This is a genomic window from Leifsonia sp. PS1209 (assembly GCF_012317045.1).
GTDB lineage: Bacteria > Actinomycetota > Actinomycetes > Actinomycetales > Microbacteriaceae > Leifsonia.
On sequence record NZ_CP051154.1, the window covers coordinates 2772807 to 2792827 of the forward strand.

Sequence of the window (20021 nt, forward strand, 5' to 3'; positions counted from 1 at the left end):
CGGACGGGGGTCGGGCGCGGGCGCGGGCGGGACGCGGGCGCGGGCGGGACGCGCGCCGCCGCGCCCCCTACCAGCGCGGGTGGACGGCGGCGCGGAAGCGGCGGTCGTAGATGTCGCGGACGGCCGCCTCGAAGGGCGCGCCGAGCGGCGCGGCGGAGCCGGCGACCGCGTTGGCCCTGGCCTGCTCCGGCGAACGGGCGCCGGGGATCACCGAGGAGACGCCGTCCTGCTGCGCCACCCAGGCGAGCGCCGCCTGCGCGGGGGTGAGCCCGGACGGCACCAGCGCTGCAAACTCGCGGGCGGCCGCCACTCCCTCGGCGAAGTCGACGCCCGAGAACGTCTCGCCCACGTCGAACGCCTCGCCGTGCCTGTTGTACGTGCGGTGGTCGTCGGCGGCGAACGTCGTGTCCGCCGTGTACTTGCCGCTCAGCAGCCCGGAGGCGAGCGGCACCCTGGCGATGATCCCCACCCCGGCCTCGCGGGCCGCGGGCAGCACCTCGTCGAGCGGCTTCAGGCGGAACGCGTTCAGGATGATCTGCACCGTCGCCGTGCCGGGTCGCGCGATCGCAGCGAGCGCTTCGTCGCAGGTCTCCACGCTGACGCCGTAGTTCGCGATCACGCCGTCGGCGACCAGGGTGTCGAGCGCGTCGTAGACCGCGTCGTTCGAGAACACCGGCGTCGGCGGGCAGTGCAGCTGCACCAGGTCGAGCGTGTCGACGCCGAGGTTGGCGCGGGAGCGGTCCGTCCACTCGCGGAACGTCGCGAGCGTGAAGTTGGCGGGGTCCTGCTCCTCGCGCCTGCCCATCTTGGTCGCCACCGTGAGCGACAGCTCGGGATGCTCGGCACGGTACGCGCCGATCAGCTGCTCGCTGCGCCCGTCGCCGTAGACGTCCGCCGTGTCGAAGAAGGTCACCCCGGAGTCGACGGCCGCGTCGAGCACGGCCAGCGCATCCGCTTCGCTCACGTCGCCCCAGTCCGCGCCGAGTTGCCAGGTTCCGAGTCCGATGACGGAGACCGTGCGGCCGGTCCTTCCGAGTGTGCGCTGCTGCATACCGCCAGGCTACGCGAACATCCGCGCGAACATCCCGGCGCTCACGCCGGCTGCAGCACGCGCGACTCCTCGTGCTCGGGAACGGCGGCGGCGACCACCTCCTGGTCGCGGAAATGCCCGGCCACCATCGCGATCACCCCGACGAGGCTCCACCCGATCAGCACCAGCCAGGGGAACAGCGTGTCGGCATCCGGGAAGTAGGAGAGGTCGCGCACCAGCGTCGCCGACGCGCCCGGCATGAACCACTGCCCGATCTCGCCCCACGGAGACAGCATGAACTGGATGGGCTGCGCCGCCGACGACAGCGGGTTGCCGACCAGCATGGTGAGCACACCGCCGACCGCGATGCCCGCCCGGCCGATCAGGGCGTTCATCCCGACGATGAATGACGCCGTCGCGAACATCGCGAGGCCCACAGCCAGCGCGTTCATCCCGTAGTCGCCCTGCAGCACGCCGAACCCGGCCTGCATGATGCCCGCGATGCCGAGTCCTCCGACGATCCCGTATGCGGTGACGGCCACGAGCCTGCGCCAGCTGCCCGCGACGAGGAAGGAGATCAGGATGCCGCCGACGAGGCCGCCGAGGACGAGCGGGAAGGAGGCGGCGGTGAGCCCGAGCCCGCGGGCGTCCGTCGAAGCGAGTGGCACCACGTCGGTGACGGTCACCGTGATGGTGGGCGCGACGGTCCCGGCCGGTGCTGCACCGGATGCGACGGCCTGCTGCACCGTGGCGGCCGCCTGCGCGTTGGCCTGCGTCTGCAGCTGCCCGGCGAGCTGGCCGAGGATCTGGCTGACCGCCGCGCCGTTCGCGGACGCGGTCAGCACCTCCGGCTTCTGGCCGAGCACGATGGCGCCGTACACGTCCCTGGTCCGTATGCGGTCGACGGCGTCGGCGCGGGAGCTCACCTCCGTCACGGCGAAGACGCCGTCCGTCTTTTGTTCGAGCGTCTTCTGCACCGTGGCGACCTGAGCGCTGTCGCCCGCGATGGCGATCGGCACGTCCTTCACCGAGGAGGTCATGGTGGGCCAGACGAAGGCCAGGAGCACGACAGCGACGATCACGGCCGCCGCGACGGCGATGGCGACGGCGCGACCCCAGGGAGTGTGCGGGATGCGAGTGGGTGGTGGCGTGGTCATGGCGACTCCAAATAAAAAGAATGTTCGTTCTTTATTGTGAGGACGCCATCGGCTACTGTCAAGAACGAACATTCTTTTTCCCGAGGAAGCGAGGCGGACGATGCCGAAAGTCACCGAGGCCCACCGCGCGGCCCGGCGCCACGAGATCAGCCAGGCCGCACTGCGCTGCTTCGCCAGGAACGGCTTCCAGGGCACGTCGATGGCCGACATCATCGCCGAATCCGGGCTGTCCGCCGGCGCGATCTACGGCCACTACAGCAGCAAGAACGAAATCATCCAGCTGGTGATCACCGACGTGCTCGACGCCCGCTTCCTGGAGGTCGCCGAGGCCAGGACGCACTCCCCGCTCCCGGCGCCCGGCGAGATCATCGGCCTCATCATCGGCGGGATGAAGGCCCAGGTGGGCGACCTCGGGATGCTCGTGCAGGTCTGGGGAGAGGTCGCGCACGAACCGGAGCTGCGGTCGATCACCGACTCCATCGGCCATCGGGTGCGCGGGATGCTCACCGACTACCTCACCGCCTGGTACGCCGAATCGCTCGGCGCTGGGGACGCCGAGGCACACCGCATGGCCGAGCGGTACGCACCGCTCTACGTCGGCATCGTGCAGGGCTACGTCACGCAGTCCACCCTGTTCGACGACTTCGACAGCGCAGCGTACCTCGCCGCCGCGTCGAGCATCCGGCCGGCCTAGGGCACGTCAGACGGGGCGCGTCACACGCAGGCGGCAGCCACCACCCGCGCGAGCCGCTTCCGGATGATGTGATCGTTCCCGTCCACCTTGTACATCGTGACGTGCCGCATCGCCTCGATCACCGCGAGACTGCCGGGCGCGATGAACGCGTCCAGCGTCCCGAAGACCACCTCCACCGGCACGCGCACCCGCGCCAGGTCGCTGACCACGGTCTGCGACTCGATGCAGTTCTTCAGCGACAGCACGAACGGGGTCCAGTTCTTCTCCGTGATCTCGAACACGCCCTTGATCGGAAGGAGCTTCGCGAGGATCGCCGCATTGCGGATCGTGAAGTCTTTGTTCGTGCGGAGGAACTCCCACGCACGCAGATACGCGCTGACCCTGCTGCGCACCCGCCGGTCGCCGATCTCCGCCGGGGTGCCGTAGATGGGCGGGCCGACGAGCACCAGCCGGGACAGCGCATCCGGATACTGGGCGGCGTACCTGGCGACGATCAGGGCGCCGAGCGAGTGCCCCACCAGGACGAAGGGATGCGTGAGCTTCAGCGACCGCAGCGTGGCGTGCAGGGCGGCGACGTGCTCTTCCAGCGTGTACGTCGCATCCGGCGGCGTCGGGGAGCGCCCGAAGCCGAGGATGTCGATCGAGATGACGCGGTGCGTCGGTTCGAGCAGCGGCACCAGGTTCTGGAAGGTGACCGACGACGATGCGATGCCGTGCACCAGGACCACGACGGGTCCCGTTCCCTCATCGCCGGCGACGTGGAGCAGAGGTGCGCGCCGGAACAACCGTCCGACCGCGTCCTTCACTCGCCCCATGCGCCCCACCCTCTCACACGCGGTGCGGCCACCACGCGGGCAGCACCCTGTCGAGCACGGCGATCGGCGCATCCACCTGGCGGGGCCGGTCGCCGTCGAGCCAGACGTCGATGGCGCCGATGATGCCGTCGGCGAGGTAGCGGGTGATCATCCGGCGCTCCTCTGGCGTCTCGGCCGGCACCGTGATGCTGTGCTGATCGAGCAAGAGCTCCAGCGACCCCTGGAAGTGCGCGCTGAGCATGGCGTGGAGGCTGGCGGATCCGCTGTCCGCTCCGAGCCCGCGCCGGTAGATCGCGTCGTGCTCATCGACGTGCACCAGCACGGCACGCGTGACGCCCGCCACGGCGGAGACCGCGTCGTCCGGGCCGACATCGACCAGGTAGCCGGCGCGGAGGACGTCGAGTTCCGCGGTGAGCACGCGCTGCAGGAGTTCGGTGGGGGACGGCGCGTAGGTGTAGACGGTCGAGCGGTGCACGCCGGCCGCGCGCGCGAGCTCGGAGACCGTGACCTCGGCGACCGGATGCGCGGTGGCGAGGTCGAGGATGGCCGCGCTGAGTCTGGCGGTGGTCTTCTCTTGGCGCGCATCCATGTTTCGATCGTACAATCGAGTTATCCGACATGTGTTGGATAACTGAAAGGAGATTCACTCATGGCTCAGTACGACGTCGCCAACCGTTCCGCGATCGTGACGGGAGGCGGCTCCGGCATCGGCCGCGCTGTCGCCCTGCTGCTCGCGCAGAGCGGAGCATCCGTGCTCGTCACCGACCTGAACGAGGCGAACGCCACTGCGGTGGTCGGCGAGATCCAGGCAGCGGGAGGCACGGCAGCCTCCCTCATCGGTGACGTGACGGACCCCGAGTTCGCCGTCGCGAGCGTCGCAGCGGCGAACGAGCTCGCTCCCCTGCGCATCGCCGTGAACAACGCCGGCATCGGCGGAGAGGCCAACCCCGTGGGCGACTACTCGCTCGACGGCTGGCGCAAGGTCATCGAGATCAACCTGAACGCCGTCTTCTACTCGATGCGCCCGCAGCTCGACGCCATCGGCGCCAACGGCGGCGGTTCCATCGTCAACATGGCGTCCATCCTCGGCAGCGTCGGCTTCGCCGGCTCCTCCGCGTACGTCACCGCCAAGCACGCGCTGGTGGGCCTCACCCAGAACGCGGCCCTCGAGTACGCGGACAAGAAGGTGCGCGTCACCGCCGTCGGTCCCGGGTTCATCCGGACCCCCCTCGTCGAGTCCGCGATGGATGCGGACGCTCTGCACTTCCTCGAGTCCAAGCACGCTCTCGGTCGCCTCGGCGAGCCGGAGGAGGTCGCGGCACTGGTCGCCTTCCTCGCCTCCGACGCCGCGAGCTTCATCACCGGCAGCTACCACCTGGTCGACGGCGGATACACCGCCCAGTAACCGGGCGGATTCCGGCCGAGCACGCTCGGTCACGCTCACCTAGGCTGAAGGCGTGACCGAGCACATCCCCCTGCTGAGCGACGAGCTGCTGGAGCGCATCCGCTCCCGCGCCGCCGGCTACGACGCCGAGAACACGTTCTTCGCCGACGACTTCGCCGAACTGGTCGACGCCGGCTACCTGAAAGCGCTGGTCCCCGCCGAGTTCGGCGGCCTCGGGCTCGGCCTCGAACGCGTGGCGAGGGAACAGGTGCGCCTCGCGGGCGCCGCCCCGGCCACGGCGCTCGCCGTCAACATGCACCTCGTCTGGACCGGCGTCGCCAAGGTCTTGCACGACCGCGGCGACGCCTCCCTCGACTTCCTGCTGCGCGAGGCGGGCGCCGGTGAGGTGTTCGCGTTCGGCCTGAGCGAGGCGGGCAACGACCTCGTTCTGTTCGGCTCGACCACCGACGCCCGGCCGCAGCAGGACGGTTCGTACCGCTTCCACGGCACCAAGATCTTCACCTCGCTCTCCCCCGCCTGGACGCGGCTCGGCACGATGGGCCTCGACACGACCAGCGCGGACGCCCCCAAGATCGTCTACGGCTTCATCGACCGCGACGGAGGAGGGTTCAGCATCCGGGAGGACTGGAACACGATCGGGATGCGCGCCAGCCAGTCCAACACGACCGTGCTCGACGGCGCGGCCTCCCCCGCCGACCGCATCGTCCGCCGCCTCGACCCGGGCCCCAACCCCGACCCGCTCGTCTTCGCGATCTTCGCCAACTTCGAGATCCTGCTCGCGGCCGTGTACACCGGCATCGGCGCCCGCGCGCTCGACCTCGCCGTCGCCGCCGCGCACCGCAGGACCAGCCTCAAGAACGACGGGCGCAGCTATGCGTCAGACCCGGACATCCGGTGGAGGGTCGCGGACGCCGCCATCGCCCAGGACGCTCTCCTGCCGCAGCTCGACGCAATCGCCCGGGATGTGGACAGGCAGGCCGACCACGGAGCGCAGTGGTTCCCCAAGCTCGTCGGCCTGAAGGTCCGCGCCACCGAGACCGCGAGGCAGGTGGTCGACCAGGCCATCCGGGTGTCCGGAGGGTCCACCTACTTCGCCGTGAACGAGCTGGGCCGGTTGTACCGCGACGTGCTCGCCGGCATCTTCCACCCGTCGGACGACGAGTCCGCGCACTCCACCGTCGCGAACGCCTGGCTCGGGCCGGTCGACGAGATCACGAAAGGGACAGCATGAAGCAGAACACCGCCGAGGACTACGCCGAGCGGCTGAAGCGAGGGGCACGGAGCGCCGCCGCCGCGGGATTCGACGGTCTGCTCATCGCGCCCGGCCCCGATCTCGCGTACTTCGCCGACTACCTCCCGATCGCCACCACCGAGCGCATCACGATGCTGGTGGTCCCCGGCGATGGCGAGCCCACCATGATCGTCCCGATCCTCGAGCACGACAGCGCCGCCGCCACCCGCGCAGCCCCCGCCGTGCGCTTCGTCGACTGGTCGGACGGCACGGACGAATACGTGCCGACCGCCGCCCTCCTGAAGCCGGACGGACGATACGCGATCTCCGACGCCGCCTGGGCGATGCACCTGCTCGCGCTGCAGCAGAAGCTCCCGGATGCGCGGTTCGAGTCGATCTCGCACGCGCTGCCCATGCTCCGCGCCGTCAAGGGCGCCGACGAGGTCGAGCGGCTCGCCGCGGCGGGAGCTGCGGCGGACGCGACCTTCGAGCAGATCGTGTCCGTGCGCTTCGAGGGACGCACGGAGAACGAGGTGGCGGCCGACCTCGCCAGGCTGCTGCGCGAGCACGGCCACTCGCAGGTCGACTTCACCGTGGTCGGCAGCGGCCCGAACGGCGCCAACCCGCACCACGAGGCGGGCGACCGCACCATCGAGCACGGTGACATGGTCGTCCTGGACTTCGGCGGCATCATGGACGGCTACGGCTCGGACACCACCCGCACGGTCCACGTCGGGGAGCCGACGGACGAGGAGCGCACGGTGTTCGAGACCGTCAAGCGCGCCCAGCAGGCCGCGTTCGAGGCGGTCGAGGTGGGCGTCGCCTGCCAGGAGATCGACCGTGCGGCGCGCGCGGTGATCCGGGATGCCGGATACGGCGAATACTTCATCCACCGCGTCGGCCACGGCATCGGCATGACCACGCACGAGCCGCCGTACATGGTGGAGGGCGAGGAGCGGCCGATCGAGGCCGGGATGTGCTTCTCCATCGAGCCGGGCATCTACCTGCCTGGGCGGTTCGGGGTGCGCATCGAGGACATCGTCGTGGCCACGGAGACCGGCGCGCGGAGGCTCAACAACACCAGCCGCGAGCTGCACATCGTCCAGTGACAGCGGCCACGCGCATCCTGAGCCCGTCCGACGCCGAGCGGCTGAGGGCGCTGCGCAGGATGAAGCTGATCGCCACCGGCCTGTTCGTGCTGATGGCGGTGATCTTCGTCGTGGCGTTCACGCTGCAGAGCAGGTTCGCCTGGCTCGGCTACGTGCGCGCGGCCGCGGAGGGCGGCATGGTGGGCGCGCTCGCCGACTGGTTCGCGGTGACGGCGCTGTTCCGGCACCCGCTCGGGCTGCGCATCCCGCACACGGCGATCATCCCGAACCGCAAGGACGAGATCGGCGCGAGCCTCGGTGAGTTCGTGGAGACCAACTTCCTCTCCGACGAGGTGGTCGCCGGCAAGCTCGGCTCGATCGACATCGCCGGGGCGCTCGGCGCCTGGGTGGCGAAGCCGGAGAACGCGCGCCGGGTGGTCGGCGAGGCGTCGACCGCGGTGCGCGGGCTGGCGACGATGCTCGACGACGAGACCATGCGGGACGCCATCGAGGCGGTCGTCCGCACGCACCTGATCGAGCCGGAGTGGGCGCCGCCGATCGGCAGGCTGGGCGCGCGCATCCTGGACTCCGGTGGTCATCACGAAGCCGTCGATCTGGTGATCGACCGGCTGGACGACTGGATCGCCGCCAACCCGGATGCGTTCGGCGCGGTGGTCTCGGCCCGCCTGCCGTCCTGGCTGCCGTCGTTCGTCGACCGGCTGGTGGACGACCGCGTGTACACGGAGGTGCGTCGGTTCATCGCGGAGGTGCGCTCGGACCAGCAGCACAAGCTCCGCGCCGCCATCGACGGCTACCTCGCCGAGCTGGTCGACCGCCTTCAGCACGACCCGGCGACCATCGCCAAGCTCGAGGCCGCCAAGCGGCACGCCTTCGACGACCCGCGCGTGCGCGAGCTGGCCGGCTCGGCCTGGCAGGCGGCCAGGGCGGCGGCCGTGGATGCGCTGGCCGATCCGCAGAGCGAGCTGCGGCTGCGCGCCCAGGCGGCCTTGGCCGATGCAGGAGCCCGCCTCGCCGCCGACCGGGAGCTCGGCGCGAAGGTCAACACCTGGCTCACCGACGCCGCCGTGCACCTGGTCGCGACGTACCGGCACGACATCGCGAGCGTCATCAGCGACACGGTCACCGCGTGGGACCCGAGCGAGACCACCGAGAAGATCGAGCTGCAGGTGGGCAAGGACCTGCAGTTCATCCGCATCAACGGCACGGTGGTCGGCTCGCTCGCCGGGCTCGCCATCTTCACCGTCGCGACGGCCCTGCTCCCCGCCTAGCCGCGGCGAGATGCCACCATCTGTCGCGAAACGCCCGGGATGCGGCGCAGTTACTGGAGTCTCGTCACGCGCTAGCGCGCGAGCGCGCGGCGGCGGCGCCGGACCAGCGGCAGCGCGAGCAGGCGCCAGCCGACGAGGAAAACCCCGAGCACGATGGTCGCCACCACGATGAAGCTCGGCTCGATGCCCTGCCCGACCGAGGTGCGGATGAGCATCCCGAGCGCGACGGTCATCAGCCAGACCGGGATGCCCGGCCAGAGGATCGCGAGCGGTCGCCGCCAGGCGATGGTCACCAGCCAGCCGCCGAGCAGCCCGACGAGGAACGGCCAGTATGTGTCGATGATCCCGGTGAAGCTCGCCGCCTCCGCGTGACTGCGGCGACCGATGAGCACGAAGACCAGCACGAGCGCGGCGTCGACGACGAACGCCAGCAGCGGAGTCTTCCAGGATTTCACGGGGTTGATGCTACGCGCGGACACCCGTGCATTGCCTGGATGCTGGCCCGCCGTCACTAGACTGTCGTCACCCTGACGCCGAGCCCTGGAGTCCCCCGTGCCCAACTTCGACTTCCTCGCCCAGCCGTCCCTCCCCCGGCCGCACGTGACCGCAGACGACGCGGTCGCCATCGCGGCGGATCACTTCGGTGTGCAGGGGTCGGCGACCGAGCTCGGCAGCCAGCAGGACCGCAACTTCCTCATCGACTCCGGAACCGCCCGCTACGTGCTGAAGCTCGCCAATCCGGTGTTCTCGGCCGATGAGCTGCACGCCCAGAACGCGGCGATGGCGACGCTCGCCGGGTCGGGGCTGCGCATCCCGGAGGTGGTGCCCGCACGGGACGGCGGCGACCTGGTGGCGGTGGAGCTGCACGGCGAGACGCTGCTCGTCCGGATGCTCGGCTACCTCGACGGCGAACCGCTCACCGGCGTGGCCGAACCGTCCAGGGAACAGCTGCGCACTCTCGGCACACTCGCAGGAGCGGTGGCCGCCGGGCTGGCGCCGCTCCGGCATCCCGGGCTCGCCCGCACGACGCAATGGGATGCGCGGATCGGCGGCGAGGTGGTCGACCTCCTCATCGAGCATGTCGCCGACCCGGCGAAGCGCGCCACGGTGCGGGCGGCGACCGACGCGGCGCTCGCCCGGCTGGCACCGCTGCGCTCGCGGCTGCGCGTGCAGGCGGTGCACGGGGATGTGACGGACGACAACATCGTGCTGGCGGGCGCGGGCGGCGCTGACGCGGGCGGCGCCGGCGGCGCGGTCGCAGGCGCCGGCGTGATCGACTTCGGCGACGTCGCGGACGGCTGGCTGGTCGGCGAGCTGGCCGCCACCGTCACGAGCGCGCTGCACCACGTCCCCGCTGACCCGCTCGCCGTGCTGGATGTCGCAGAGGCGTTCGCGGCGGAATCCCCGCTCGACGACGCAGACCTGGCCGCGCTCTGGCCGCTCGTGCTGCTGCGAGGGGCCGTCCTCGTGGTCAGCGGGGAGCAGCAGGTCGCGCTCGACGGCGACAACCGGTACGCCGACGAGAATCGCGCGCACGAGTGGCTGGCGTTCGACCTCGCCCGCCGGATCGACCCGGACGAGTTCGAGGCGGCGCTGCGCTGGCAGCTGGAACGCGCATCCACCGGCGTCGTGGCTGTCGAAGCACCGCTCGTCGCCCTGTCGACCGACCAGCGGCACCTCGCCGACCTCTCTGTCACCTCGCACGCGCTCGACGCCGGCCGCTGGCTCGACCAGAATGCAGAGACCGACGTGCTCTCTGCCGTCTGCCGCGCGCACGGCCACGCCGTCACCCGCTACGCCGAGCACCGCATCACCCGGGCGACCGTCGACCGCAGCGCCGCGTCCGCGACCCGCGCGCTGGCCGTGACACTGGATGCGCCGGGCGGGGTCGACATCGCCGCCCCGTTCGCCGGAGAACTCGCCCTCGTGGACGGCTCGTGGCGGCTGCGCGGCGACGACGCCGACCTCTGGCTCGACGGGCTGAGCCGTCCGCTCATCACCGCGCGGGTGGCCCCGGGCGAGAGCATCGGCGCGGCCGTCACCCTCACGGTGCAGCTGAGCCGCCTGCGCGGGCGCCGCCCACCCGCGTTCGTCACCCCGGCCATCCCGCGCCGGCTGTGGGAGGAGATCGCGCCGGACCCGTCCGCCCTGTTCGGCGCCGACCTGGCAGCGCCGGAGAGCGACGAGCAGCTCGCCCTCTCCCGCCGCGACGACACCTTCGCCGCCGTGCAGGAGCACTACTTCGCCGAGCCCCCGCTGATCGAGCGCGGCTGGCGGCACCACCTGATCGACACGCGGGGGCAGAGCTATATCGACATGGTGAACAACGTCACCGCCGTCGGCCACGCGCATCCCCGGCTCGTCGAAGCGGTGCGGGACCAGTGGGCGCTGCTCAACACCAACTCGCGGTTCCACTACGAGGAGCTCGCCCGGTTCACGTCGCGCCTCGCCGAACTCGCGCCCGCGCCGCTCGACACGGTGTTCCTGGTCAACAGCGGCAGCGAGGCCGTCGACCTGGCGCTGCGGCTGGCGCAGACGCACACCGGACGGCGGACCATCCTCGCGGTCACCGAGGCGTACCACGGCTGGACGGTCGGGGCGGATGCGGTGTCGTCGTCCATCGGGGACAACCCCCGCGCGCTCGAGACCCGGCCGGACTGGGTGAAGCTGGTCGCGTCGCCGCACACCTTCCGCGGACGCCACCGGGGCGCAGACTCCGCCCCCGCATACCTGGCCGACCTGGATGCGGACCTCGCCGCCCTGGACGCCTCCGGCCAGGCCATCGCCGGGTTCATTGCGGAGCCGGTGTTCGGCAACGCCGGCGGGGTGATGCTGCCGGACGGCTACCTGCGCGGCGTGTACCAGCGCATCCGGGATCGCGGGGGCGTGTGCATCGCGGACGAGGTGCAGGTCGGCTACGGGAGGCTCGGGCACTACTTCTGGGGTTCGGAGCAGCAGGGCGTCGTGCCGGACATCATCACGGTGGCGAAGGCGATGGGCAACGGGCACCCGCTCGGCGCCGTGATCACCACGAAGGCCATCGCGGACTCGTTCGCCGCGGAGGGCAGCTTCTTCTCGTCGGCGGGCGGCAGCCCGGTCAGCGCGACCGTCGGGCTGACCGTGCTCGACATCATGCGCGACGAGGAGCTGCAACGGAATGCCGCGGAGGTCGGCGACCACCTCGCGGCACGGCTGCGCGCGCTCGGCAACCGGCACGCCCTGATCGGCGCTGTGCACGGGCTGGGGCTCTACCTCGGCGTCGAACTGGTGCGCGACCGCGAGACGCTCGAACCGGCCACGGAGGAGGCGGCGACGATCTGCGACAGGATGCTGGCGGAGGGCTGCGTGGTGCAGCCGACGGGCGACCACAAGAACGTCCTCAAGATCAAGCCGCCGCTCTGCATCACGCGTGAGAGCGCCGACCGGTTCGCGGATGCGCTGGATCTGGTGCTCGCGACGCTCTGAGGCGGGGCGGTAGCGGCGTCGGTGTCGGCCGCGGCGGTGTCGGTGGCCGGGCATACGCTCGACGCATGGTCGTCACGCCAGCCGTCTCCTTCACCGCCGCAGAGCCGTTCCGCATCGCCGTGCCGGACGACGACATCGCCGACCTCCGCTCGCGACTCTCCCACACCCGCTACCCCGTGCAGACGCCGGCAGCGCCGTGGGCGGCGGGCGTCGACCTGCCGACCCTCCGCACGCTCCTGGACACGTGGCGCGACGCCTACGACTGGCGAGCGGCCGAAGCGCGCCTGAACGCCATCCCGCAGTTCACCTCCGTGATCGGCGGTGACGTCGTGCACTTCGCGCACCTGCGCGGGCAGCGTCGATCCGGGGCGGAGGACCCCATCCCGATCGTGCTGAGCCACGGCTGGCCGTACTCGTTCATCGAGATGCTCCCGCTCGCCGAGCTGCTGAGCCGCGACGACGGTTCGGGGCAGACCTTCGACGTGGTCGTGCCGTCGCTGCCGGGGTTCGGGTTCTCCGAGCCGCTGGCCGAGCCGTTCGTCTCGACCGTCGTCGCAGAGCGCTGGCACACGCTGATGACCGACGTGCTCGGCTACCAGCGATACGCCACATACGGAGAAGACGTCGGCACCTGGACCAGCGACCGCCTCGCCGCCCTGCATCCGGAGTCGGTGCTCGGCCTGTTTGCCACGCACGCCGCGTTCCCGCCGAAGGAGCGCGCAGCCGACCTCACCGACGACGAGCAGGCCTTCGTCACCTGGCTGGGCGACAAGTGGGCGAGGGCCAGCGCATACGCGGCCCAGCAGTCGACCAGGCCGGACACCCTCGCGGTCGGCCTGACGGACTCCCCCGCCGGGCTTGCGGCCTGGCTGCTGGAGAAGTTCCGCGAGTGGAGCGGGTCGGACGACCTGCACACCTGGTGGACCACCGACGAGCTGCTCACCACGATCGCGCTCTACTGGTTCACCGGAACGATCGGCACCTCGTTCCGCGCATACTTCGACGACGCGCAGGAAACCCCGATGCCGCGCATCCATGTTCCGGTCGGGGTGTCCATCCAGTACGGGGAGCGCGGCTTCCCGCGCAGCTACGCCGAGCGCACGTACACCGACATCCGGTTCTGGAACGACCTGCCCACCGGCGGGCACTTCACCGCGAAGCAGACCCCCGAGCTGGTGGCGGCCGACATGCGCACGTTCTTTCAGATCGTGCGCGCGACGGCGTAGGGCGACCTGCCTCTGGCCGGCTCGCGAGCGGCAGGCGTCAGCGCAGCGCCGTCTGCGCCGCGGCTGCGAGCGTCGAGGCGACGGCGGCGAGCGTGGTCGACTGCAGCGACCACTGGTGCCAGTACAGCGGAACGTCGAGCGGCGCGGCGTCGTCGAGCACCACGAGGCGCCCGTCGGCCAGCTGCTCCGCCGTCTGCAGGTCGGGGAGCATCCCCCAGCCGAGTCCCAGCTCCGCCGCCCGGACGAACTCGGCCGAGGCGGGGACGTAGTGCCGGGATGGATGCGCGTCCGGCGCCCGGGCGGCCAGGTATCTGTCCTGCAGCGCATCCTTCCTGTCGAACACCAGCATCGGCGCCGCCGCCATCGCGGAGGGCGTCCAGCCGTCCGGCAGCCACCGTGCGACGAACGTCGGGCTCGCCGCCGCCCGGTAGCGCATCGCGCCCAGTCGCGTGACGGTGCAGCCCTGCACCGGCTCGCTGTCGGAACTGATCGCGGCCATCGCCGTGCCGTCGCGCAGCCGGTCGAGGGTGTGCTCCTGGTCGTCCAGCACGATGTCGAACGCGACACCGTGCACCTCGGCCAGCGCCGGCAGCACCCAGGTGGCCAGCGAGTCCGCGTTCACCACCAGCGGGATGCGCGGGGCGACTCCGGCGCCGCCCGAGCCCGCGCCCGTCTCACCCGTGCCCGCCTCGTCGGCGCCGAGCGCATCCACCGCCTCGCTCTCGAGCAGCGCGACCTGCCTGGCCAGCGTGAGCAGGATGCGCCCGGCGGCGGTCGGCTCGATCGGCTTGCTGCGCCGCACGAGCACGCGGCCGGTCTGCGATTCGAGGGCGCGCATCCTCTGGCTGACGGCGGACGGGGTGATGTGCAGCGCGGCGGCGGCGCGGTCGAAGGTGCCGTGGTCGATGACCGCGGCCAGCGTGCGGAGCTGATCGGTGCTGGCATCCATCATCAGCCATGCTAATGGTTCGTAAGAATCATTAGCTTCCCTGAAGCTGCTGCGATACCTAGTCTCGAACCTGTGACCCCCGCCTCCTCCCTCGCCATCTTCGTCACCGGCCTCGGCGCGGGCGCCTCGCTCATCATCGCGATCGGCGCGCAGAACGCGTACGTGCTGCGCCAGGGACTGCGGCGTGAGCACGTGCTGCCGATCGTGCTTATCTGCATCGCCAGCGACGCCGTCCTGATCGCCGCCGGCGTCGCAGGGATCGGCGCGATCATCCGCTCCGCGCCCGTCGCGCTTGAAATCATCCGCTGGGCAGGCTTCGCCTTCCTGCTGCTCTACGCCGTCTTCGCCGCCCGCCGCGCCCTCCGCCCGGAGCGCCTCGACCCGGACGGCGCCGCCGCCCCGTCCGCCACCCTGCTCGCGGCGGTCGGCACCTGCCTCGCCCTCACCTGGCTGAACCCGCACGTCTACCTCGACACGGTCCTGCTCCTCGGCTCGCTCAGCGCCTCCCACGGCGACCCGGGCCGCTGGGTGTTCGGCGCGGGCGCCGTCACCGCCAGCATCCTCTGGTTCGGGATGCTCGGCTTCGGAGCCCGCTACCTCGCGCCGGTCTTCGCGCGGCCGTTGGCGTGGCGCATCCTGGACGGCGCGATCGCGGTGCTGATGGTGGTGCTGGCGGTGCTGCTGGTGGCGTGAGCGGCGGGGAGAAGGCGCGCGACACGGCGCAGGAAAAGCAGAAGGGCCGCACTTCGATGAAGTGCGGCCCTCGCTGTTCCGGTGGAGCTAAGGAGATTCGAACTCCTGACCTCTTCGATGCGAACGAAGCGCGCTACCAACTGCGCCATAGCCCCGTGAACTGCTCTGAAACGATAGCACCCCGCGGGGGTCGAAATCGAATCGGGCTAGCTCGCGGCGCGTCGCCTGCGGAGGACGGCGTCGAGGTCGATCGCGTTGGTGTCGAGGTCGTCGAGGAGGCCCATGCTGGCGTAGCGGCTCGGCTCCTGCACGGGCGCGATGGCGACAGGCGCAGCGGCCACGGCAGGCGCAGCAGCGGGTGCGACAGCCACCGGGCGCAGCGGCGTCGGCGCAGGCACGCGCTCCCCCGCCTTGCGCTCCACCTCGGCCCGCGCGGCGGACCGGCGGAGTTCGGTGGCCGCGTCGATCGACGCCATCGCGGTGGCCGCGATGGTGCCGCGGGACAGGTGCAGCGGCTTCGGCAGCGGGCGGGGCGTCCAGCTCTCCTGGCGGGGAGCCCTGACCTCCTGCACGTCGTGCTGGGCGTCGTCGTAGAGCGCGGGCGCGATCGGGGCGGCCAAAGGGACGGCGGCCGAGGCGGTCGCGGCGTTCTCTGCACCGGCGAGGCGGACGAGCATCCCGACGGCCAGGATGCCGACGACGGAGGACACCGCGAGGGTGAGCCAAGCGCCGGTGGAGACCAGCGTGGCCGTCCCGACGATGCCGCCGATCACGGAGGCGACGAGCACCAGCGTGCTCAGCCCGCGGGAGCGGCGCAGACGGCGGCGGCGCTGCGGGGACAGTTTCGGCACGGCGGTGGCCGCAGCGAGCACGCGGGCGCGCTGCGCGGCGGCGGCGCGGGCCGCGCGTTCGAGGGCGATGGCCTGCGAGGCTGCCGCCTCCGCCTCTTCGGCGATGCGGCGCTCCTCCTCGGCGATGGCCTGCTCGCGGCGGGCGTGCGCAGCGGCGGCGGCACGCGCCTCGGCGAGCTTCTTCTGCTCCGCACGCTTCAGGATGCGCTGCTGCTCGGCGACGGTGCGGGCCGTCGCCTCCATGCGCACCTGCTCCGGCACCTCGCTCGTCTCCGCGAGGATGCGCAGCGTCTGCTGCAGCCTCACCGCGTTGCGTTCCGTCGCCAGGTACTCTCGCCTGCGCAGCCACACCGGGATGAGATAGGCCAGCCACAGCGCAGCGGCGATGGCTACGACCACCCCACCGCCCATCACGTCCCCAGTCATGCCTCTACGGTAGGGGGCAGCGCGTCCGGCGCCCCGGCAGCGCGCCGGGTGTGTTCGCGATGGAGAGTTCTTTCAGGCCCGATGCAGCGTTCGGTCAGCGCTGCAGCGTTCGGTCAGCGCTGGCGGGCGATCGGCAGCGGGATCGCCGCGGCCGCCCGGTCCTCTGCGGGGATGCTCGCCGCATCCAGTGGGGCGTTGCCGTCGAGCCAGCGGCGCAGCACGCCCTGGGTCAACTCCTCAGTCACTAGGCCGAAGCAGAAGTGGTCGCGCCAGTCGCCGTTGATGTGGATGTATCGGCGGCGCAGCCCCTCGTAGCGGAAGCCGAGCTTCTCGACCACGCGAAGGCTCGGGCCGTTCTCCGGGCGGATGCAGATCTCCATCCTGTGCAGGCCCAGCTGGTAGAAGCAGTAGTCCGTGGCGAGCGCGACCGCCGTCGGCGTGATGTTGCGACCGGCGAACTCCTCGGACACCCAGTAGCCGATCGTCGCACTCGACAGCGAACCGTAGGTGATCGACGACACGTTGAGCTGACCGGCGAGCTGCCCGTCGTACTCGACGATGAACGGCAGCCCGTGCCCTGCGCGCGCGTTCGCGAGCAACGACCGGATGCTCGACCGCGTGTCGAACGACATCGGCGCATACGGGCTGGTCGCCTCCCACTGGCGCAGCCAGCTGCGGTTGTCGAGCAGGGAACGCTCCAGACCGCGGGCGTCGCGGAGCCGGATGGGCCGGAGGCCGACCTTGCCCTCGCTGAGTGACGGTACGACGATCGCCACGGACCTCTCCTTCTCGGTGTGGCTAGCGGGCCGCGTCGGCGACGGACTCCGCCGGCTCTGCGGACTCCAGCGGCTCAGCGGGCTCGGCGGGCATCTCGGGCAGGACCTCGTCCGGCTCGTCGTCGAGGCCTGCCGCGAACTCGCGGAGCCACGGGCGCAGGTCCGGTCCGAGGTCTTCGCGGTCGGACGCGAGCTGCACGATCGCCTTGATGTAGTCGAGACGGTCGCCGGTGTCGTAGCGGCGGCCGCGGAAGACGACGCCGTAGACGCCGCCCGTCCAGTCCGGAGCCTGCGCCATCGACTGCAGTGCATCCGTCAGCTGGATCTCGCCGCCCTTGCCCGGCTCCGTCTTCTCCAGCACGTCGAAGACCTCCGGGCGCAGCACGTAGCGTCCGATGATCGCGTAGTTCGACGGCGCGTGCTCGCGGTCCGGCTTCTCGACGAGGCCGGTGATCCGCACCACGTCGTCGTCCTCTGTCTCCTCCACGGCGGCGGCGCCGTACAGGTGGATCTGGCTGGGGTCGACCTCGAGCAGTGCGACGACGGTGGTGTTCCGCTCCTGCTGCACCTCGAGCATCCTGGACAGGAGTTCGTCGCGCGAGTCGATGATGTCGTCGCCGAGGAGCACGGCGAACGGTTCGCGGCCCACGTGCATCTTGGCGCGCAGCACGGCGTGGCCGAGGCCCTTGGGGTCGCCCTGACGGACGTAGTGCATGTCGGCGAGCGCCGTGGAGTAGTTGACCTTCTCGAGGCGGTCGGTGTCGCCCTTCCTGGTGAGGGTCTCCTCCAGCTCTGCGTTGCGGTCGAAGTGGTTCTCGAGCGCGTTCTTGTTGCGCCCGGTGATCATCAGGACATCGTGGAGCCCCGCGTCCACCGCCTCCTCGACCACGTACTGGATGGCGGGCTTGTCGACGACGGGGAGCATCTCCTTCGGCATGGCCTTGGTGGCCGGAAGGAAGCGGGTGCCGAGGCCCGCAGCTGGAATGACTGCTTTAGTGACGTGCGTTGCCATCTGCTCAGGGTATCGGCAATTCGCGGCACCCCCGGATGCAATCTCTTAGGATTGCCCTATGGATTCGGATACTGCCGCCCATCGCAAGCGCGCACTGCGCGCCGAACTGCGTGAACGACGACAGAACCTCACCAGCACCGAGCGTGCTGCAGCGACCGCGGGGATCACCCGCAACCTCACCGACCTCGCGACCGACCTCTCCGCACGCTCCGTCGCCTGCTACCTCTCCACGCCGATCGAGCCGGACACCCGCCCGTTCCTCAACTGGATGCACGCCCAGGGCATCCGGGTGCTGCTTCCCATCTCGCGGGAGGACGGTCTGCTCGACTGGACGACCGGCGACGGCGAGACGGAGACGGAAGGTCTGTTCGGGATGCCGGAGGCCGTCGGAGAGCTGCTCGGCCCGATCGCCATCAACGACGTGGACCTGATCGTGATCCCCGCCGCCGCCGTCGACGCATCCGGGATGCGGATGGGCTGGGGCAGAGGCTATTTCGACAAGACCCTCGGCAGCATGGAAAAATGTCCCCCGGTGTACGCTGTGCTGTTCGACGCCGAGCTGGTCGACGAGGTGCCCCGCGAACGACACGACCAACCGGTCGACGGCGCGGTCACCCCGACCAGGATCGTCCAGTTCTCGTGACAGCAGCACCGGGCGAACCCGCCCGACACCCCGACCATCCCGGAGCCTGACACAATGCCCACCTATTCGTACTCGTGCCGCGACTGCGGGACCGCCTTCGACATGCAGCAGGCGTTCACCGACGATGCGCTCACCGTCTGCCCCACCTGCGGCGGCAGCCTGCGCAAGGTGTTCGGCGCGGTCGGCGTGACGTTCAACGGGTCCGGGTTCTACCGCACGGACTCGCGCGGGACGAAGAGCTCCAGCACGGGCTCGGGGTCGTCGTCGTCGGGATCCGGTTCGTCGTCGTCGGGATCCGGCTCGTCTTCCTCCGGCTCGTCCTCGTCCGGCTCCGGTTCGTCCTCCTCCGGCTCGTCCAGCGCTCCGGCCGCCTCCACGTCGTCCAGCTAGTCCCCCTCGATCCCTGCACCACCAGCCTTTCGAAAGGAACCGGCCATGCTCAAAGGATTCAAGGAGTTCATCCTCCGCGGAAACGTGATCGACCTGGCCGTCGCGGTCGTCATCGGCGCTGCGTTCACGGCCGTGGTGAACTCGATCGTCAACAACGTCTTCAACCCGCTGATCGGCGCACTCTTCACCGCGGACAGCCTGGACAATTCGATGACGCTGGTGATCGGCGACGCCCACGTCAAGTTCGGTGCCGTCGTCGGCGCGATCATCCAGTTCCTGATCGTCGCGGTCGTCGTCTACTTCGTCTTCGTCTACCCGATCAACCTCGCGAAGAACCGCGCGCAGAAGCTCCGCAACCAGGGCGTCGTCGAACCGGATGCCCCGATCACCGAGCTCGACCTGCTCACCGAGATCCGCGACCTGCTGCAGACCCAGGCCGCCCCGCCGTCCGCATCGGGCAAGCACGCCGAGTAGCGCGCGTCACCAGTGCGGCGGCACGTCCTGCCGCAGCCGCTCGTCGTTGCTGTCCCCCCGGTCGTTCCACGCCCGGTCGGTGTCCTCCGACGCGCGCTGCGGCCCGCCGGCCTGCCCGCTTTGCGGCTCGGGATCGGTCCCGGGCACGGCACCCACCTGCACCCGCCGATGCTTCCGCCTGCCCGTCTCGCTCACCCTCCCAGGGTAGCCGCGATCGAACACCGCCCTCGCCACGTCTAGACCGCGAAAAGCGGCAACCAACTCGCGCTAATCCGGGACCTCCTGTGGCTAGCGCAGGCAATCGGCGTGAGTGTGCTCCCACACCGCTTTGTCTTCCGACGCGTCCCACTCCTCGAACATTCGCTCATAGTCAGCATGCTCGATATCTGGCATATGAACTATGGTAC

The 20021-nt window shown here is 70.7% G+C and carries 21 protein-coding genes and 1 tRNA gene; 11 read left to right on the forward strand and 11 right to left on the reverse strand.

The features are described from left to right. Nucleotides 1–67: 67 nt before the first annotated feature. Nucleotides 68–1051, reverse strand: coding sequence for an aldo/keto reductase (locus HF024_RS13170; RefSeq protein ID WP_168689832.1), 984 nt, complete (start codon nucleotides 1049–1051; stop codon nucleotides 68–70). Nucleotides 1052–1092: 41 nt separating this feature from the next. Further along, entirely contained in the window at nucleotides 1093–2187 is a 1095-nt protein-coding gene (locus HF024_RS13175) for an ABC transporter permease (RefSeq protein WP_168689833.1), read from the reverse strand. A 100-nt stretch (nucleotides 2188–2287) separates the two neighbouring features. Here HF024_RS13175 and HF024_RS19670 point away from each other — a divergent pair, with 100 nt between their 5' ends. Then, nucleotides 2288–2881, forward strand: coding sequence for a helix-turn-helix domain-containing protein (locus HF024_RS19670; protein WP_210723952.1), 594 nt, complete (start codon nucleotides 2288–2290; stop codon nucleotides 2879–2881). A 20-nt stretch (nucleotides 2882–2901) separates the two neighbouring features. On the opposite strand, the gene HF024_RS13185 is transcribed toward HF024_RS19670, so the two are convergent. Both HF024_RS13185 and HF024_RS13190 read right to left on the reverse strand, forming a co-directional pair. Then, complete coding sequence (locus tag HF024_RS13185; protein ID WP_085369796.1) at nucleotides 2902–3696, reverse strand: alpha/beta hydrolase; 795 nt, start codon at nucleotides 3694–3696, stop codon at nucleotides 2902–2904. 13 nt (nucleotides 3697–3709) lie between these two features. Continuing rightward, complete coding sequence (locus HF024_RS13190) at nucleotides 3710–4285, reverse strand: TetR/AcrR family transcriptional regulator (RefSeq protein WP_168689834.1); 576 nt, start codon at nucleotides 4283–4285, stop codon at nucleotides 3710–3712. 60 nt (nucleotides 4286–4345) lie between these two features. Here HF024_RS13190 and HF024_RS13195 point away from each other — a divergent pair, with 60 nt between their 5' ends. Genes HF024_RS13195 through HF024_RS13210 form a run of 4 tightly spaced genes read left to right on the forward strand, consistent with a single transcriptional unit; the run spans nucleotide 4346 to nucleotide 8709 of the window. Then, nucleotides 4346–5101 carry an SDR family NAD(P)-dependent oxidoreductase gene (locus HF024_RS13195; protein ID WP_168689835.1) on the forward strand — a complete coding sequence of 252 codons (756 nt, stop codon included), beginning with the start codon at nucleotides 4346–4348 and terminating at the stop codon, nucleotides 5099–5101. 52 nt (nucleotides 5102–5153) lie between these two features. Further along, nucleotides 5154–6332, forward strand: a complete 1179-nt coding sequence (locus HF024_RS13200) for an acyl-CoA dehydrogenase family protein (protein ID WP_168689836.1) — start codon at nucleotides 5154–5156, stop codon at nucleotides 6330–6332. After that, nucleotides 6329–7441 carry an aminopeptidase P family protein gene (locus HF024_RS13205; protein ID WP_168689837.1) on the forward strand — a complete coding sequence of 371 codons (1113 nt, stop codon included), beginning with the start codon at nucleotides 6329–6331 and terminating at the stop codon, nucleotides 7439–7441. The genes HF024_RS13200 and HF024_RS13205 overlap by 4 nt, the downstream gene beginning before the upstream one ends. Next, nucleotides 7438–8709, forward strand: a complete 1272-nt coding sequence (locus HF024_RS13210) for a DUF445 domain-containing protein (protein WP_247597113.1) — start codon at nucleotides 7438–7440, stop codon at nucleotides 8707–8709. The genes HF024_RS13205 and HF024_RS13210 overlap by 4 nt, the downstream gene beginning before the upstream one ends. Nucleotides 8710–8780: 71 nt before the next feature. On the opposite strand, the gene HF024_RS13215 is transcribed toward HF024_RS13210, so the two are convergent. Further along, the gene (locus HF024_RS13215; protein WP_247597114.1) at nucleotides 8781–9164 is read right to left on the reverse strand and encodes a DUF3054 domain-containing protein; all 384 of its coding nucleotides are present in this window, start codon (nucleotides 9162–9164) and stop codon (nucleotides 8781–8783) included. Nucleotides 9165–9261: 97 nt separating this feature from the next. Between HF024_RS13215 and HF024_RS13220 the strand changes: the two genes are divergently transcribed. Together HF024_RS13220 and HF024_RS13225 are read left to right on the forward strand one after the other, a co-directional pair. Continuing rightward, entirely contained in the window at nucleotides 9262–12174 is a 2913-nt protein-coding gene (locus HF024_RS13220) for an aminotransferase (RefSeq protein WP_168689839.1), read from the forward strand. Nucleotides 12175–12239: 65 nt separating this feature from the next. Continuing rightward, nucleotides 12240–13400, forward strand: a complete 1161-nt coding sequence (locus HF024_RS13225; protein WP_168689840.1) for an epoxide hydrolase family protein — start codon at nucleotides 12240–12242, stop codon at nucleotides 13398–13400. A gap of 37 nt (nucleotides 13401–13437) precedes the next feature. Here HF024_RS13225 and HF024_RS13230 read toward each other — a convergent pair whose 3' ends face one another. Next, nucleotides 13438–14352, reverse strand: a complete 915-nt coding sequence (locus tag HF024_RS13230; protein WP_168689841.1) for a LysR family transcriptional regulator ArgP — start codon at nucleotides 14350–14352, stop codon at nucleotides 13438–13440. Between the two features lie 69 nt (nucleotides 14353–14421). Here HF024_RS13230 and HF024_RS13235 point away from each other — a divergent pair, with 69 nt between their 5' ends. Continuing rightward, complete coding sequence (locus HF024_RS13235; RefSeq protein ID WP_168689842.1) at nucleotides 14422–15042, forward strand: LysE/ArgO family amino acid transporter; 621 nt, start codon at nucleotides 14422–14424, stop codon at nucleotides 15040–15042. An 82-nt stretch (nucleotides 15043–15124) separates the two neighbouring features. On the opposite strand, the gene HF024_RS13240 is transcribed toward HF024_RS13235, so the two are convergent. The 4 genes from HF024_RS13240 to galU all read right to left on the reverse strand — a co-directional run bounded on the left by HF024_RS13240 (nucleotide 15125) and on the right by galU (nucleotide 18107). Next, nucleotides 15125–15197, reverse strand: a tRNA-Ala gene (locus tag HF024_RS13240). 51 nt (nucleotides 15198–15248) lie between these two features. Beyond that, nucleotides 15249–16319 carry a hypothetical protein gene (locus HF024_RS13245; protein WP_168689843.1) on the reverse strand — a complete coding sequence of 357 codons (1071 nt, stop codon included), beginning with the start codon at nucleotides 16317–16319 and terminating at the stop codon, nucleotides 15249–15251. Nucleotides 16320–16432: 113 nt separating this feature from the next. After that, nucleotides 16433–17095, reverse strand: a complete 663-nt coding sequence (locus HF024_RS13250) for a GNAT family protein (protein WP_085369807.1) — start codon at nucleotides 17093–17095, stop codon at nucleotides 16433–16435. A 22-nt stretch (nucleotides 17096–17117) separates the two neighbouring features. After that, nucleotides 17118–18107, reverse strand: a complete 990-nt coding sequence (galU, locus tag HF024_RS13255) for a UTP--glucose-1-phosphate uridylyltransferase GalU (RefSeq protein WP_085369808.1) — start codon at nucleotides 18105–18107, stop codon at nucleotides 17118–17120. A gap of 58 nt (nucleotides 18108–18165) precedes the next feature. On the opposite strand from galU, the gene HF024_RS13260 reads away from it, so the two are divergent. Genes HF024_RS13260 through mscL form a run of 3 tightly spaced genes read left to right on the forward strand, consistent with a single transcriptional unit; the run spans nucleotide 18166 to nucleotide 19614 of the window. Continuing rightward, nucleotides 18166–18750: a 5-formyltetrahydrofolate cyclo-ligase gene (locus tag HF024_RS13260; protein WP_085369809.1), complete on the forward strand. Its 585-nt coding sequence runs from the start codon at nucleotides 18166–18168 to the stop codon at nucleotides 18748–18750. A gap of 54 nt (nucleotides 18751–18804) precedes the next feature. After that, on the forward strand, nucleotides 18805–19140 hold the full coding sequence (locus tag HF024_RS13265; protein WP_168689844.1) for an FmdB family zinc ribbon protein: 336 nt from the start codon (nucleotides 18805–18807) through the stop codon (nucleotides 19138–19140). A 45-nt stretch (nucleotides 19141–19185) separates the two neighbouring features. Further along, nucleotides 19186–19614 carry a large conductance mechanosensitive channel protein MscL gene (gene mscL / locus HF024_RS13270; RefSeq protein WP_168689845.1) on the forward strand — a complete coding sequence of 143 codons (429 nt, stop codon included), beginning with the start codon at nucleotides 19186–19188 and terminating at the stop codon, nucleotides 19612–19614. 6 nt (nucleotides 19615–19620) lie between these two features. Here the strand turns inward: mscL and HF024_RS13275 are convergent, their stop codons facing one another. Next, nucleotides 19621–19809, reverse strand: a complete 189-nt coding sequence (locus HF024_RS13275) for a hypothetical protein (RefSeq protein ID WP_168688229.1) — start codon at nucleotides 19807–19809, stop codon at nucleotides 19621–19623. Between the last annotated feature and the right edge of the window lie 212 nt (nucleotides 19810–20021).

What these genes read in the sequence shown, in the direction of transcription:
- HF024_RS13170 (WP_168689832.1), bottom strand. Translation starts at nt 1,051, where the DNA reads ATGCAGCAGCGCACACTCGGAAGGACCGGCCGCACGGTCTCCGTCATC.
- HF024_RS13175 (WP_168689833.1), bottom strand. Translation starts at nt 2,187, where the DNA reads ATGACCACGCCACCACCCACTCGCATCCCGCACACTCCCTGGGGTCGC.
- HF024_RS19670 (WP_210723952.1), top strand. Translation starts at nt 2,288, where the DNA reads ATGCCGAAAGTCACCGAGGCCCACCGCGCGGCCCGGCGCCACGAGATC.
- HF024_RS13185 (WP_085369796.1), bottom strand. Translation starts at nt 3,696, where the DNA reads ATGGGGCGAGTGAAGGACGCGGTCGGACGGTTGTTCCGGCGCGCACCT.
- HF024_RS13190 (WP_168689834.1), bottom strand. Translation starts at nt 4,285, where the DNA reads ATGGATGCGCGCCAAGAGAAGACCACCGCCAGACTCAGCGCGGCCATC.
- HF024_RS13195 (WP_168689835.1), top strand. Translation starts at nt 4,346, where the DNA reads ATGGCTCAGTACGACGTCGCCAACCGTTCCGCGATCGTGACGGGAGGC.
- HF024_RS13205 (WP_168689837.1), top strand. Translation starts at nt 6,329, where the DNA reads ATGAAGCAGAACACCGCCGAGGACTACGCCGAGCGGCTGAAGCGAGGG.
- HF024_RS13225 (WP_168689840.1), top strand. Translation starts at nt 12,240, where the DNA reads ATGGTCGTCACGCCAGCCGTCTCCTTCACCGCCGCAGAGCCGTTCCGC.
- HF024_RS13230 (WP_168689841.1), bottom strand. Translation starts at nt 14,352, where the DNA reads ATGATGGATGCCAGCACCGATCAGCTCCGCACGCTGGCCGCGGTCATC.
- HF024_RS13245 (WP_168689843.1), bottom strand. Translation starts at nt 16,319, where the DNA reads ATGACTGGGGACGTGATGGGCGGTGGGGTGGTCGTAGCCATCGCCGCT.
- galU (WP_085369808.1), bottom strand. Translation starts at nt 18,107, where the DNA reads ATGGCAACGCACGTCACTAAAGCAGTCATTCCAGCTGCGGGCCTCGGC.
- HF024_RS13260 (WP_085369809.1), top strand. Translation starts at nt 18,166, where the DNA reads ATGGATTCGGATACTGCCGCCCATCGCAAGCGCGCACTGCGCGCCGAA.
- HF024_RS13265 (WP_168689844.1), top strand. Translation starts at nt 18,805, where the DNA reads ATGCCCACCTATTCGTACTCGTGCCGCGACTGCGGGACCGCCTTCGAC.
- mscL (WP_168689845.1), top strand. Translation starts at nt 19,186, where the DNA reads ATGCTCAAAGGATTCAAGGAGTTCATCCTCCGCGGAAACGTGATCGAC.